14 protein-coding genes are annotated in these 14204 nt (G+C 73.0%); 10 read left to right on the top strand and 4 right to left on the bottom strand.

Annotated elements, in window-relative coordinates; all coding sequences use genetic code 11:
• Positions 1-16 precede the first annotated feature (16 nt).
• From ACLE50_RS09355 to ACLE50_RS09335, 5 genes are read left to right on the top strand one after another with little or no spacing between them, the layout of a single operon-like run.
• Positions 17-1003, top strand: a complete 987-nt coding sequence (locus ACLE50_RS09355; RefSeq protein WP_410943039.1) for a DUF4142 domain-containing protein — start codon at positions 17-19, stop codon at positions 1001-1003.
• A complete protein-coding gene (locus tag ACLE50_RS09350) occupies positions 1000-1980 on the top strand; it encodes a hypothetical protein (protein ID WP_410943038.1) in 981 nt (326 codons plus the stop codon). Before ACLE50_RS09355 ends, ACLE50_RS09350 begins: the two co-directional genes overlap by 4 nt.
• A gap of 1 nt (position 1981) precedes the next feature.
• Entirely contained in the window at positions 1982-2650 is a 669-nt protein-coding gene (locus tag ACLE50_RS09345) for a hypothetical protein (RefSeq protein WP_410943037.1), read from the top strand.
• Entirely contained in the window at positions 2650-3621 is a 972-nt protein-coding gene (locus ACLE50_RS09340) for a DUF6529 family protein (protein ID WP_410943036.1), read from the top strand. The genes ACLE50_RS09345 and ACLE50_RS09340 overlap by 1 nt, the downstream gene beginning before the upstream one ends.
• A 32-nt stretch (positions 3622-3653) precedes the next feature.
• Positions 3654-4112 carry a Rieske (2Fe-2S) protein gene (locus ACLE50_RS09335; RefSeq protein ID WP_410943035.1) on the top strand — a complete coding sequence of 153 codons (459 nt, stop codon included), beginning with the start codon at positions 3654-3656 and terminating at the stop codon, positions 4110-4112.
• Between the two features lie 34 nt (positions 4113-4146).
• On the opposite strand, the gene ACLE50_RS09330 is transcribed toward ACLE50_RS09335, so the two are convergent.
• Positions 4147-4734, bottom strand: a complete 588-nt coding sequence (locus tag ACLE50_RS09330; protein WP_410943034.1) for a CGNR zinc finger domain-containing protein — start codon at positions 4732-4734, stop codon at positions 4147-4149.
• Between the two features lie 55 nt (positions 4735-4789).
• On the opposite strand from ACLE50_RS09330, the gene ACLE50_RS09325 reads away from it, so the two are divergent.
• Entirely contained in the window at positions 4790-5746 is a 957-nt protein-coding gene (locus tag ACLE50_RS09325; protein WP_410943033.1) for an EamA family transporter, read from the top strand.
• A 399-nt stretch (positions 5747-6145) separates the two neighbouring features.
• Positions 6146-6322 (top strand): DUF397 domain-containing protein, encoded by a 177-nt coding sequence (locus ACLE50_RS09320; protein ID WP_410943032.1) that lies wholly within the window; start codon positions 6146-6148, stop codon positions 6320-6322.
• Here ACLE50_RS09320 and ACLE50_RS09315 read toward each other — a convergent pair.
• Positions 6282-7190, bottom strand: a complete 909-nt coding sequence (locus tag ACLE50_RS09315) for a helix-turn-helix domain-containing protein (protein ID WP_410943031.1) — start codon at positions 7188-7190, stop codon at positions 6282-6284. The genes ACLE50_RS09320 and ACLE50_RS09315 overlap by 41 nt on opposite strands.
• 233 nt (positions 7191-7423) lie before the next feature.
• On the opposite strand from ACLE50_RS09315, the gene ACLE50_RS09310 reads away from it, so the two are divergent.
• Positions 7424-7654 (top strand): hypothetical protein, encoded by a 231-nt coding sequence (locus ACLE50_RS09310; RefSeq protein ID WP_410943030.1) that lies wholly within the window; start codon positions 7424-7426, stop codon positions 7652-7654.
• 170 nt (positions 7655-7824) lie between these two features.
• Here the strand turns inward: ACLE50_RS09310 and ACLE50_RS09305 are convergent, their stop codons facing one another.
• Positions 7825-8520 carry a thioredoxin domain-containing protein gene (locus ACLE50_RS09305; protein ID WP_410943029.1) on the bottom strand — a complete coding sequence of 232 codons (696 nt, stop codon included), beginning with the start codon at positions 8518-8520 and terminating at the stop codon, positions 7825-7827.
• Positions 8521-8726: 206 nt separating this feature from the next.
• Here ACLE50_RS09305 and ACLE50_RS09300 point away from each other — a divergent pair, with 206 nt between their 5' ends.
• Complete coding sequence (locus ACLE50_RS09300) at positions 8727-11027, top strand: heavy metal translocating P-type ATPase (protein WP_410943028.1); 2301 nt, start codon at positions 8727-8729, stop codon at positions 11025-11027.
• A gap of 101 nt (positions 11028-11128) precedes the next feature.
• Positions 11129-11992: a DUF4190 domain-containing protein gene (locus tag ACLE50_RS09295; protein WP_410943027.1), complete on the top strand. Its 864-nt coding sequence runs from the start codon at positions 11129-11131 to the stop codon at positions 11990-11992.
• Positions 11993-12111: 119 nt separating this feature from the next.
• Here ACLE50_RS09295 and ACLE50_RS09290 read toward each other — a convergent pair whose 3' ends face one another.
• Positions 12112-14136 (bottom strand): cytochrome c oxidase assembly protein, encoded by a 2025-nt coding sequence (locus ACLE50_RS09290; protein ID WP_410943026.1) that lies wholly within the window; start codon positions 14134-14136, stop codon positions 12112-12114.
• Positions 14137-14204: the final 68 nt, after the last annotated feature.

Below are 14204 nucleotides of genomic sequence, written 5' to 3'. Positions count from 1 at the left end.
GAGAGGAGAGAACACCATGTCCCGCCGGATCCCCGGCCCGCTGCGCTGGTCGATGCTGGTCGCGCTCGCCGCGGTCGTCGTCGTCGCGCTGACGCAGTCGTGGATGGCCGCCCCGGCCGTGTCCGACCAGGGCTGGACGCAGACCCGCTGGGGCCCGCTCGGTCCCGCCGACCGCGACCTGCTGGAGAAGGTGCGCCTCGCCGGGCTCTGGGAGGGCCCGACCGGGCAGCAGGGCGAGCAGCAGGCCAGCGCACCGGCCGTCCGCGGTGTCGCGCAGAAGCTCGGTGTCGAGCACCACGAGCTCGACACCGAGGTCCGTACGACCGCCGAGCAGCTCGGCGTCCTGCTGCCCAGCAGGCCCAACGACCAGCAGATCGGCTGGATGAACGACCTGTCCACCCGCACCGGCGCGGACTACGACCGGCAGTTCGTGCAGATCCTGCGGGCCGCGCACGGCACCGTCCTGCCGCTGATCAGCCAGGTCCGCGTCGGCACCCGCAACGAGCTGATGCGCCGCTTCGCGACCGACGCCGACGCCTACGTCACCCGGCACATCGGCTACCTGGAGTCCACCGGGCTCGTCGACTACGCGTCGCTGCCCGAGCCGCCCCCGCCCGCCACGACCGGGCGGAGCGCGTCGGACCTGGTGGTGCCGGCCGTCGTCGTCGCGGGGGCGCTGCTCGCCGCGGGCGGCCTGCTCACCGCGCTGCACCGGCGCGGCGCCCCGGGCGGCGGGTCCGGGCGGGGTCTCGGCGGCCTGCTGCCGGTCTCGCTGCCCGCGCCGCGCCGATCCCGGGACGCGGCACCACCGAGATCGGCGATCGGCCCACCCGACCCGTGGGAGGAGCTGGCCCGCGTCCCCGACGTCCGGCCACGCGCACCCACCGACCCCACGGCCGCCGGCAACCCCACCGACCTTCCCGACCAGCCCGAACGATCCGAGACCGCCGGTCCTGCGACGACCGGCGCGCACCGTCGCACCTCGAGGAGCCAGTACCGATGACACCGAACACCGGACGCAACCGACGCGTGGTGGTCGCCGCCGCCGTCGCCGTCTGCGCGATGGTGGGCGCGCCCGCCGCCTACGCCGCGGGCGCCGCCACCGCGGGCGACGACAAGGACACCGCAGGCAGCAGCCGTACCGCGGACCCGGGTTCCGATTCCGGCTCCGGCTCCGTGGGCAGCGGGAAGCAGGGGCTGACCGGCTCGGACGAGACGTCCGGCTCCGGCTCGGGGTCGGAGTCCGGCTCCGCCGGGGAGCACGACCACTCTTCCGGATCGTCGGAGGGGGCCGGCCAGGATTCCGACCAGGACTCCGGACAGGGATCCGGGACCGGTGGCGACCAGCCGGAGCAGGGCGAGAATCAGGACGGGCAGAAACAGGACGGCGAGAAGCAGGACGGCGAGAAACAGGGCGGCGAGCAGAAGCAGTCCGCCGCCGACGTCCTCGCCGCGGACTGCGAGAAGAGCGAGCTGCAGCCGCACGACGGGTTCGAGAAGGGCCCGCGGTGCGTCTCGACCGCGTTCGGCGAGGTCGGCTCCGCGGACAAGAACCCGTCACTGCTGATCACGAAGTCGCCGACCGAGGTGTCCCGCGGCGAGGGGTTCCAGCTGACCGTCAGCACCCGGAACCTGGTCCGCGACCGGTTCCTCGGCGCGGCGCAGGGCGGCTACTACAAGGAGTCGTCGGTACTCGACGGCCAGGGCCTGCAGCGCGGCCACTTCCACACCGCCTGCCGGATGCTCGACAGCACCGACGCCGCCCCCGATGCCGCACCTGCGCCGCTGTTCTTCAAGGCGACCGAGGACAACAAGGGCGGCGCCACGCCCGACAGCGTGACCATCGACGTCCCCGGCGTCGAGCAGACCGGGCAGCTGCAGTGCTCCTCATGGGCCGGTGACGGCTCGCACCGGATGCCGATGATGCAGCGCGCCAACCAGACCCCCGCGTTCGACTCCGTTCGTATCGAGGTGAAGTGACATGCGTTTCGGTGGACCCCTGATCACGCTGGCTGCGGTGGGCGCCGTCGGTGCCGGGATGGGCGTGGCGAACGTCGTGCTCACCGAGCCCGAGGCCCCGGCGGCGGTGCAGCAGGCCGCCGACTCGGCCTCGCTCGGCCGGCCCCTGGCGGCTCCGCCCCGTGCCGCGACGGACCCCGGTTGGGCGGCGCAGCAGCAGGCCGCTCCCGCCCCGAGCGGCAAGGTCGTCTACGACGGCCGCTCCACCGACGGGAAGGTGACCGTCACGATCTGGGTGACCAACGGCAAGGCCAAGGCCTACGTCTGCGACGGCGACGAGCTCGAGTCCTGGACCAGGGGCACCGTCCAGCAGGGTGCTGCGACCCGGCTGACCGGCAAGAACGGCGCCTGGGTCGAGTACACCGTCGCCGACGGCGTCGCCACCGGCACCGCGCGGGCGGCGGGGAAGAGCTGGGAGTTCAGCATCGGGAAGAAGGGCCCCGAGAAGTCCGGTGCTGGGGAGTCCGGCGCTGGGGAGTCCGGTTCCGGGCAGTCCGGGGATTCCACGAAGAAGGACTGGAAGGCCGACTCCTCGTCCGGTTCCGCGCCCGCCCCGGCGCCCGAGCCCGCGCCTGCCCCCGCGCCGCCCGCGGGTGACGGCTACGGCTCCGGCGGTTACGGAGGCTACTGATGACCCGTCCCCGCGGACGCCACGCCGACCCCGACGCCACCGACCCGCACGGCTTCGCCCCCGTCGGCACGGCCGACGCGTCGTGGGTACCCGAGCCGCGCATCCCGCGCGACGGTGCCCGGCCCGCCGGCGCCGCCGGATCCCGGGCCGATCCCCGGACCGATCCCTGGGCCGATCCTTGGGCCGACGACGCCTACGCCGTCCCCGCACCGCAGGCCCGACCGGACGACCACCGGTCCGACGACGCCCGGCCCGACGGTCCCCGGTCGGCCGAGTACTGGGGCGACCCGGACCACGAGCTGTTCACCGTCCCGCGGCCCGGCCGGGCACCCGCCCGGGACCCGTACGCCGGGCCGTGGGCGCCGCCCGCGGAACCGGAGAGCCCCGAGCCCCGCCGTCGGACCCGGGACACCGGGCACGACGGCTACGTGGCCCCGGCGGCCGCCCCGTCGTCGCGGCTCACCGTGGCCGCCGTCGCGGTGCCCGTCGCGATCGGTGCGCTCGTCGCCGTCGCGCTCGGGGTGTGGGCACGGCAGCACGAGGGGACCGGTGTCGCGGTGAACCTCGCCGGGTTCTCCAGCGGTGCCGCGGCGAAGGCCTGGCTCGGCTCGCTGGCCCTGCTGCTGGCGATCGTGCAGGGCGTCACCGGGCGGATGCTCGCCTCCGGTGACCCGTTCGTCACGACTGTGCATCGCTGGTCCGGACGCGTCGCGGTGCTGGTCACCGTGCCCGTCGCCGTCCAGTGCCTCTACGCGTTCGGCTGGTCCGGCGCGACGACCTCGGCGTTGCTGCACTCGCTGCTCGGTTGCGTGTTCTACGGCGCCTTCGTCACGAAGATGCTGCTGCTGCGGCGGCCCGGGATCCCCGGCTGGGTGCTCGCCGTCTGCGGCGGCCTGCTGCTGGCGATACTGGCCGGTGTCTGGCTGACCTCGGCGCTCTGGTTCTTCACCGGACACGGCTTGTCGTTCTGACCCGAACCTCCCACCACCTGCGAGGAAGCATCATGTCCCCGATCACCCGCCGCGGGCTGCTGGCCGGCGCGGGCGCGGCCTGCGCGGCGACCTGCGCCGCCGGCTGCGCCACCTACGGCACACCCCGCGGCGCCGCCCCCGAGGCCGCACCGCCGCCGGGCGGCCCGCCCGCACCGCAGCCGTCCGGCCAGGCCGGCGCGCCGCAGCAGGGCCTCGCTGCCGCGTCGGACATCCCGGTCGGCGGCGGCACGGTCTTCGCGAGCGACGGCGTCGTCGTCACCCAGCCGGTGGCCGGGCAGTACGCCGCGTTCGGCGCGACCTGCCCGCACGCCGGCTGCCTGGTCGACCAGGTCACCGGCACCGGGATCAGCTGCCCGTGCCACGGCTCGATCTTCGCCCTCACCGACGGTGCCCCGATCGAGGGCCCGGCCAAGGCCCCGCTGGAGTCCCGGACCGTGAAGGTCGACGGCGGCCGGATCGTCGTCGCCTGAGCCGCTGCCGGCCCCGCCCGGCCCAGTACGCCGGCTACGAACGCGCGCGCCGTCCCGCAGGTTCGGCGGCCTTCGCCCGGCGGGCCCGGTAGGCGGCCACGTGGGCCCGGTTCGCGCAGTTCCCGGTGTCGCAGAACCGCTTGGACCGGTTGCGCGACAGGTCGACCAGCACGGCGTCGCAGTCCTCGCCCGCGCACCGGCGCAGCCGCGACAGGTCGTCGACCCGGATCAGGTCGGCGACGGCCATCGCGATCTCGGCGCCGATCCGGTGCGCCAGCGGGGCGTGCGACGGGGTGACGTGCAGGTGCCAGTCCCAGCCGGCGTGCCGGGCCAGTACCGGACGCGCGTCGGTCTCGGCGAACAGCGCGTTCACCAGCTCGACGGTGCCGTCGCGGTCGGGCTCGGCGTCGGCGGCCGGCCAGAACGCGGCCACCCGGGCGCGCAGGTCCCGTACCGAGACCCGCTCGGCGTCGGTGTGCTCGCGGTCGCCGCTGTAGGGCTGCTCGTCGAGCCAGGCCTCGAACGAGGCCAGGTCGTCCAGGGGGTCCGGCGTCGTCGTCGCGGTGTTCACCAGCGCGGCGGCCGCGGCGAGCACCACCTGGGTGTCATGGGCGAATTCCATGTTGACCCCTGACGTCGTCGGTTCCTAGTGTCAGGAGTCTATGGGTTCTTCGGTCGTGACATCGGCGCAGGCGGGGCAGCGGACGATGCGCGGCCTGGGCTGGGCGCTGGTCTCGGCCGCCGCGTACGGCTTCTCCGGCCCACTCGGCTCGACGTTCCTCGAGGCCGGCTGGTCACCCGGTCTGACGACGCTGATGCGTATCGCCGGTGCCGCCGTCGTGCTCGCCCCGGTCGGGGTCGTTCTGCTGATGCGTCATCCGCTCGACGGCCCGAATGCGCGGCGCGTCCTGCTCTACGGCCTCGCCGCCGTCGCCGGGACGCAGCTCTGCTTCTTCAGTGCGCTGCAACATCTCTCGGTCGGCGTCGCGCTCCTGCTGGAGTTCCTGGCGCCGGTGCTGCTCGTCGGCTGGACCTGGCTGCGCACCCGCCGGACGCCGTCGGTGACCACGCTGGCCGGCTGCGTCGTCGCGATCGTCGGCCTGATCTGTGTCGTCGACCCGTTCGGGCCGCAGCGCGTCGACCTGGTCGGGATCGTGTGGGGCCTGGCCTCGGCGGTCTGCGTCTGCGTGTACTTCCTGCTGCCCGGCGGCGACGGCGAGGGCCACGTCCCGCCGATGCTGATGATCTCCGGTGGCATGGTCGTCGGCACCGTCGCGCTGGTGCTGAGCGGGCTGGCCGGGTTCACCCCGTTCCACGCCGGCGCCCCGACCGCCTCGCTCGCCGGCACCGCGATCGACTGGTGGCTGCTGCTGGCGATGCTCGTCGTCCTCGCGACGGTCCTGCCCTACGTCTCCGGGATCCTCGCGATCCGGCTGCTCGACACCCGCGTCGCCTCGTTCGTGGGGCTGTCCGAGGTGATGTTCGGGGTACTCGCGGCCTGGCTGCTCGTCGCGCAGATCCCGACCGCGATGCAGGCACTCGGCGGCCTGCTGATCCTGGGCGGGATCGTGCTGATCCGGCGTGCGGAGAAGCGGGCCCCGGCGGCGCCGTCCGAGCTGGCCGTGGAGGGCTGAGCCCGCCCGTCCCAACGGGGATGCAGACTTCCCGGACCCCGCCTGTTCATGATCGGCAGGTTCGTGACGAGGCGTTCGCTGAGCGGCCGCGTGGTCACGAATGCGGCGATCTTCGCCCGGGAGGGGCCCGGCGGCTTGCGCGGGGATGGTCCATGATCGGCGGAATCGTGACGCGGCGTGCGATCAGCGAACGCCTCGTCACGGACGTGGCGATCATGGATGAAGCACCCGCATCGGCACGGCGGCTAACGCCAGGGGGAGTGCCGGCGAACTCCATCGAGTGAATGTGGTGCTGGCCTCTGCTGTGGGTCGTTGGATGATGTGAGAGGCGTTCGTGCGCCGCTCGCTCCCCGGGAACGCGTTCGAAACTGAGGCCCCCTGTTGTCTGAATTGCACTTTGTGACCAGCTCGTTCTGCACTCGTGGCGAATGTGTCGAGGTTGCTGTTTCTCCTGGTCAGGTCGTCGTGCGGGCGACCGGTGGTGCGGACAGTGTCGCCTTTACCGACGACGAGTGGAGCGCGTTTGTTCTCGGAGTCAAGGGCGGGGAGTTCGACCTCGAGACGCTTCGCCGTTGATCTTCGTAGCGGCCAGCGCGCGCTCGAGCGTCTCCTGGCTCTCCTCGGGCGACTGTGCCAGTTCGAGGAGTTCCGACCAGATCCGCTCGTAGTCGGCGATCGTCTGCTCCGAGTCGACGAAGACGTCGTTCGCAGTGCCTTCGACGTTGACTACGCGCCAGTCCGACTCGGTGTCACGGGGGTCAAAGATCGAGAAGGTGCTCGTCGCGTTCGTCCAGCCTGCTCGGAACGGAACGATCTGCAACAGCACGTTGTCCTGCTCCCGGCGACGGAGCAGAGTCTCGATCTGGCCGCGCATGATCGTGGGGTCGGCGCACCGATACAGCGCGACCTCATCCATCAGCACATGGAGGACCAGCGGAGGGGCGTCTGCACGGTCGGGCTCGATGACGTTCTGTCGCCCCATACGGATCTCGACCATCCTGTCGATCTCCGAGTCGTCCTCGCGCTGCGTGAAGACGCGGGTCAGAAGGTCACGGGCGTAGGCCTCGGTCTGCAGGAGGCCGGCGATGGGGATGCTGAACATTCGTTTCGTGCGCGCCTCGGACTCCAGCGAGATCAGCATGTTGAGGTCGACGCCGGACGAAGCCGGTCCGAGTCGGGCCCACCAGCCGGGTGATTTCGCCTGTTGAGCCCAGTCGAGCGCTCGCTCGCGGGTCTCCGTGTCGGCGTCGTAGATCTCCAGCAGATCCCGGACGTCCCGGAACTTCGGCTCCACGTGCCCGGTCTCGATCCGGCTCAGCTTCGACGGCGAGACCTCGAGCATCTTGGCGACCTCGCCCAGCTGGCGGCCCTGGTCCATCCGCAGCTTCTTGAGCACCCAGCCGAGACGCCGCCGGATGACGACGGGACCGTGCGTCACGGTCATGAGTCCTCCTCGCCCCGCTCGCCGGCCCCCGTCGAGAGAGTACGCGCCGTCACCGTCTCGCAATTGCATCTGAGAGTTTTGCGTTACCCCCTGGTGCATCGAGGCGTTCGCCCCGCATACTCGGCTCCCACCTGGGAGGGCGGAACCATCCGCCCGTTGATCTGGGGGTGCGAGATGACCGCACGACGCGCAGTCCGCACGAGCCGGCCCGCCCCGTCCGGGGGTGGTCGGAGATGAACACCTCTCTGGTCCTGACGTTCGGGGTGCTCGCCCTGGTCTGGATCGCCCTGCTCATCGGGGCCTCGATGGACACCGAGTCCCAGCGCCGGGAGTGGCGGCGTATCGCCCGCGAACGCCGGCTCCGCCGCGAGGAGTACCTCCGGGACCAGGAGCATCGGGCCGCCACGGCACGCCGGCCGCTCGGTCCCGACGGGCTCTGCGCCGACTGTCCGCTCCGCGAGTAGGCGGACAGGCCGCTACGGAGCGGAACCGCCGGGGCGCGAAGCCCTGGAAACCGAGACGCCCCGAAACCGAGACGCCCTGGAACCGCGACGCCCCGGAAACGCCGAACGCGGCGGCCCGGAGCGTCATGCGCTCCGAACCGCCGCGTTCGTGCGGGGTCGGTCCTGCCGGGTCAGCCGGCGGCAGCGACGGCCTGCTTGAGGGCGTCCGGGGTGGGCTGGGCGATCTGCTTGCCGTTGACCTTGACGGTGGGCGTGCCGCTCAGGCCGTCCTTGTCGGCCTGCTGGGTGACCGCGCCGGCCCAGGGCTCGTAGCGCTCGTCCTTCACGCACTGCTCGAAGTCGCCGCCGACGCCGGCCTGCTTGCCCAGCTCGATCAGCTTCGCCTCGGGCAGGCCGGGCGTGCCCTCCTCGGGCTGGTTGTCGTAGAGCATCCGGGCGAACTTCGGGAACGCGTCCGGGGTGTTCGCGACCGCGCAGCCCGCGGCGGAGGCGGATCGCGACGAGTACTTGTCCGGCGAGGTCCGGTCCAGGATGGCGACCGGGTGGTAGATGACCTGCGCCTGCCCGGAGGTGCGCAACTGGTCGACGGTGTCGCCGGAGAGCTGCTCGAACGCCTTGCAGCCCGGGCACTGGAAGTCCAGGTAGATGTCGATCTTCGCCTTGGCGTTCGGGTCGCCGAGCGTGAAGCCGCTCGCCGTCGCGTTCGGCGGCGTCACGACGTCGGCGGGCTTGTTCGCCTGGTACACACCCACGCCGACCAGCACGGCGAAGACCACCACGACGACGATGCCCAGCACCGTCGCCTGGGACGGGCCCTTCCGGGCCGTCATCGGGTTCTTCGCCGGCTTCTTGTTGCCGGTGGCCATCACACTTCCTCCTCGTCGGTGGTCCCGCGCTACCCGCCCGGCCGATCGCACTCGTCGGGACCCGCGACCGGCACGTGTCCCTTGACATGGTGGTGCAGCGCGCTGCACCGTCGGCGACCGGGTCCCGCCGGTCGCGTTGCGTCACGACATCCGCAGGTCACAGGACCAGGTGGCGGATCGCCGACACCGTGTAGAACCATGGTGGAGTGAGTGCAGGTAGTGCGGTCGACCGTCCGGCCCCGCAAACGGGTGTCCACGAGGTCGAGCTGCGCATCGAGGGGATGACGTGCGCGGCGTGCGTCGGGCGGGTCGAGCGCAAGCTGGGCAAGCTGGACGGGGTCCGTGCCACGGTCAACCTCGCCACCGAGCGGGCGATCGTCGAGCACCCGGTGGACGTGCCGGTCTCACGGCTCGTCGAGACCGTGCAGAAGGCCGGGTACGGCGCCACCGAGATCCGCACCGACGACCCGGGCGCCGCCGACACCGGCGACGCCGCGACCGCCGACGACTCCGCGTTGCGCCGGCTGCGGCTGCGGATGGCCGTCGCGCTGCTGCTGTTCATCCCGCTGGCCGACCTGTCGCTGGCGATGTCGCTGGTGCCGACGCTGCGTTTCCCCGGCTGGCAGTGGGTGGTCGCCGCGCTCGCGCTGCCCGTCGTCGGGTGGGCGGCGTGGCCGTTCCACCGCACCGCGGTACTCAACCTGCGCCACGGCACCACCTCGATGGACACCCTGGTCTCGCTCGGGGTGCTGACGGCGTCGGCGTGGTCGTTGGTCGGCATGGCGCTGATCGACGACGCGTCCCCGGCCCTGTCCGGCTGGGACGCCGTGCTGCACCCCACCGGGCCGCTGTACCTGGAGGTCGCCGCTGGGGTCACGACGTTCGTGCTGGCCGGGCGGTACTTCGAGGCCCGTGCCCGTCGTACGGCCGGGCGGGTCATGCGCTCGCTGGCCGCGCTGGAGACCGACGAGGTGACCGTCGTCGTCGACGGGACCGAGACCGCGCTGCCCGTCTCGAAGCTCCGGGTGGGGGACCGGTTCCTGGTCCGGCCGGGTGAGCGGATCGCGGCGGACGGCGTCGTCGAGACCGGGCGGGCCGCCGTCGACACCAGCGCGATGACCGGGGAGCCGGTGCCCGTCGAGGTCGGCGAGGGCGACCGCGTCACCGGCGGGACGATCGCCTCCGGCGGGGCGCTGACCGTGCTCGCCGAGCAGGTCGGCGCCGACACCCGGCTGGCCCGGATGATCGCCGCCGTCGAGCGGGCGCAGACCGAGAAGTCGGCGACGCAGCGGCTGGTCGACCGGGTGTCGTCGGTGTTCGTGCCGGTCGTGCTGAGCCTGGCCGTGCTGACGCTCGTCGGCTGGCTGGTCGCCGGTGCCGGCTGGACCGGGGCCATCGCGCCCGCCATCGCCGTCGTGATCATCGCCTGCCCGTGCGCGCTGGGCCTCGCGACACCGACGGCGCTGATGGTCGCCACCGGCCGCGGCGCGGAGCTGGGCATCTTCGTGAAGGGCTACCGCGCGCTGGAGACGACGAAGGCCGTCGACACCGTCGTGCTCGACAAGACCGGCACCCTGACGACCGGGCGGATGACCGTCACCGACGTGGCCACCCTCGGCGTCGGTGCCGACGCCGGCACCGACGCCGACCTGCTGCTGGCCAGGGCCGCCGCCGTCGAGGCGGGGTCCGAGCACGCCATCGCCACCGCGATCCGGGCGCGTGCCGCGGACCTGCCGGTGCACGAGGCGACCGACTTCGTCGCGCTGCCCGGCCTGGGCGCCCGTGCCCGGGTCGACGGTGTCGTCGTCACCGTCGGGCGGCCGCCGGAGGACGCGGGCGTGCTCGCCGGCCGGGTCGAGGAGTGGGAGGCGGCGGGGCACACCGTCGTCGCCGTCGAGGTCGACGACGAGCTCGCCGGCCTGATCGCGCTGAGCGACCCGGTGAAGGAGTCCGCGCAGGCTGCGGTGGCCGAGCTGGTCGCTGCGGGCCTGCGGCCGGTGCTGCTCACCGGCGACCGTCCGGCCGCCGCGCAGGCGGTCGCGGCGGCGTGCGGGATCACCGACGTCGTCGCCGGTGCGATGCCCGACGGCAAGGTCGACCACGTCCGTGCGCTGCAGGAACAGGGCCGCACGGTCGCCATGGTCGGCGACGGCGTGAACGACGCGGCCGCGCTGGCCACCGCGGACCTCGGTGTCGCCGTGGGCTCGGGGACCGACGTAGCGCTGGAGGCCGCCGACGTCGTGCTGGTGCGCGACGACCTGCGGGTGCTGCCGGCGACCGTCGAGCTGGCCCGGGCGACGATGCGCACCATCCGCGGGAACCTGTGGTGGGCGTTCGGCTACAACGTCGCCGCGATCCCGGTCGCGATGGCCGGGCTGCTCAACCCGCTGCTGGCCGGCGCGGCAATGGCGGTGTCGTCGTTCCTGGTCGTGACGAACAGCCTGCGGCTGCGCAACGCCGCCGCATGGGCCGACGAGACGCTGGGCCAGGTCCGTCAGGACGACTGACGCAGCGACCCGGGCGGTACGCGCTACGCCGCTCTCCACAACTTTGTGGAACCGTTCGGTGCAGCCGAAACAGGGCCGTACGGCGTAGCGACACGTGGGTCGTGACCACCTCGCAGAGCCCGCAGCAGGGCGACCAGAACATCCCGACCGGCTACCCGCAGCAGCCCCAGGGCGGCTACCCGTACAGCTACGCACCGCAGCAGGGCTACGGCCCGCAGCAGGGCGGCCCCGCCGAGATCCCGCAGCAGTGGGCGCCGCCCGGATACGCGCCGCAGCCGCCGGCCGGCTGGGGTCCGCCCCCGGCTCCGGCCCCGCGCAACGGTCTGGGCATCGCGGCCCTGTGCCTCGGCATCGTCGGGATCCTGTTCGGCATGATCCCGTTCACCGGGTTCATCGCCTTCGGCCTCGGCGCGGTCGGCCTGATCCTCGGGCTGGTCGGCCTCGGTCGCGCCCGCAAGAAGGTCGCGACGAACCTGAAGACCGCCATCGCCGGCGGGATCCTGTCGATCATTGCGATCGCCCTCGGTATCTGGGGCATGGTCATCGTCTTCACCGGGCTCAGCAAGCTGTCCGACGATCTCAACAACATTCCGACCGCCTCGGCGCCGTCGATCAGCGCGGGCACCGGCGCAGTTCCGGCTGACGTCAGTACTCCGTACTCGGCGGCACCGACCAGCTACAAGCTGGAGGTCACGGGGACTGCGAAGAAGATGATGCTGTCCTACAGCAACGGCAGCGCGACGAGCTCGGACACCGACTACAAGTCCCTGCCGTGGAGCAAGACCGTCGAGACGTCGGGCGACTTCCAGTCGGCGATGGTCTCCGCCGCCAGCTCCGGCCCCGGTTCCATCACCTGCACCGTCACCGATGTCGCGACCGGTCGAGTGGTCGACACGAAGACCGCGAAGTCCCTGGACAACAGCGAGTACAGCTCCGCGAACGTCTCCTGCAGCTCTCTCGGCTGATCCCGCACCCACCCCGGCCTGCCCGGCCCGAGGTGGTCACGCACGACGGCCGGGCGACGAGTGAGGCCCCCACCGGGACGCCGGTGGGGGCCTCTGCGCATCTCGCCGGTGAACGGGCCTCAGCCGCCGCGGCGCAGCTGCGCCAGCATCTCGTTGTACGCCTTGAGCTCGGCGTCGTCGTCGCGGTCGGCCTGCCGGTCGTGGCGCTGCGCCTCACGGGAGTCGTCGCGCGACCACTGGTAGACCAGCACGATCATCACCAGCAGCATCGGGATCTCCCCGGTTCCCCAGGCGATGCCGCCGCCGGTGCGCTGGTCGTCGAGCAGATCCATCCAGGGCAGCCCCACCTGGCGGTAGAAGTTCTCGCCGAGGACGTCCGAGGACACCATCACCGAGATCCCGAAGAACGCGTGGAACGGCATCGTCGCCAGAAGCAGGGCCAGCCGGCCCAGGTGCGGGAGCTTGTGCGGGGCGGTGTCGACGCCGATCAGCGGCCAGAAGAACAGGTACCCCACCAGCACGAAGTGCAGGTTCATCAGCTGGTGCGACCAGTGGAAGCGCAGCGCGCCGTCGAACAGCGGGGTGAAGTACAGCAGGTAGAACGACCCGACGAACACGATCGCCGCGACGGCCGGGTGGGTCAGTGCCTTCGCGATCGGCGAGTGCACCGCGGCGAGCAGCCACTCGCGCGGCCCGGGCGGGTTGCCGCGGCCTGCGGGACGCAGCGCACGCAGCGCCAGGGTCACGACGCCGCCCAGGCTGAGCAGGATCGGGGCCAGCATGTTCAGCGTCATGTGGCTCATCATGTGGACGCTGAACATCGCCGGTGAGTAGAAGCCCAGCCCGGACGACGTCGCGAGCACCAGCGTCGCGCAGCCCAGCAGCCAGGCGACCGTCCGTCCGACCGGCCAGGTCACGCCGCGCGTGCGCAGGACGTGCACTCCGTAGAGGTAGCCGCCGGCCATCAGCAGCGCGCCGGTGCCGAACAGCAGGTTCCAGCGCCACTCGGTGAGCACCGTGACCGCGGAGAAGGGGCGGGTGACGTCCCAGCCGATCAGCGCCTGCATCGCGGTGTCGTCGGTGGCGAGGAACCGCGGCGGCACCAGCCGGGTCGTCGCGATCCCGAGGGCGCCGACGACCCCGCCGACCAGGGCGAGCACCGGCAGCAGCACGCGCGGCGCGGTACCGCGGGCGAGCAGCGCCGTCCCGGCCACCAGCAGCGCGAGCAGCACCGCGGCCACCACCGCGACGCCGACGTAGCGCGACCCGGCGAGTGGGCCGGCGTCGGTCACGACCAGCTGGAACACGACCTCACCGGCCAGGTACAGCACCCCGGAGCCGGCCAGCAGAGCGCGGATCCGGCGCCCGGCCGCGTGGTCGACCGGCCCACCGTGCACCCGGTACGCGGTCACCGCGGCCGCGAGCCCCAGCCACACCACCCCGGCGACGGCACGGACGACGTTCGCGTCGCCGCTCCAGTCGTGCCCGGCGCCGGTCGCGGCCGGGTGGACCGCGGCGGGCAGCGCCGTCGAGACCGCGGCGAGCACCCCGAGCCCCCCGGCGGCCCGCCAGCTCAGGAACGTCGCCGCGCCGGCCGCGACCAGCAGGAGCAGTACCCCGGCCAGCGTCCAGCCCAGCGGTTCCTCCAGCGTCGCGGCCGCCCCGAGCCAGCCGAACGGCCCGGCCCCGGCGAGGTCGCCGGGGGAGACACCGGTGGTGTCGGCGACCGAGAGCCAGCCGGCGCCGATCGCGGCGACCCCGCCCAGCAGCGCGGTGAGCGCCCCGCGGCGCAGCCCCCGGTAGCCGTGCACCCCGACCGTCCCGGACGCCTGCGGGGCGGCGATCACGCCTGCGACCAGTAACGATCCGGCGGCGAGCGCCGCACCGGCGACGGCACAGACCTTCGCGACGAGCGCCGCCGACGCCAGCCACCGCGGCGGGACGGGGAGCCCGCCCTGCTGCCAGAAGCCGGTGTCCCCGGCCGTGGCGACGACCGCGACCACCGCGCACAGCACCACCGCGGCCAGGGCCGCGAGGGTGGGGACGAGCCGGCCGGCGCGCGCCGGGCCGCGGCTCCCGCCCGGGGCCGCCGGAGCCGCCGCGCCGTCCGATGACGTGGCGGCCGGTTCCGTGCTCGCGCTCACCGAGGACTCCTCCGCAGGTCGTGCCGCGCGCACCGTCGCGGTGCGCGCCTCCCACGATGGTCCCCGAT

Source organism: Pseudonocardia phyllosphaerae (genome assembly GCF_046546475.1).
Lineage (GTDB): Bacteria > Actinomycetota > Actinomycetes > Mycobacteriales > Pseudonocardiaceae > Pseudonocardia > Pseudonocardia phyllosphaerae.
The sequence above is the reverse complement of the archived record's forward strand: the minus strand, read 5'-3'. Positions and strand labels throughout refer to the sequence as shown.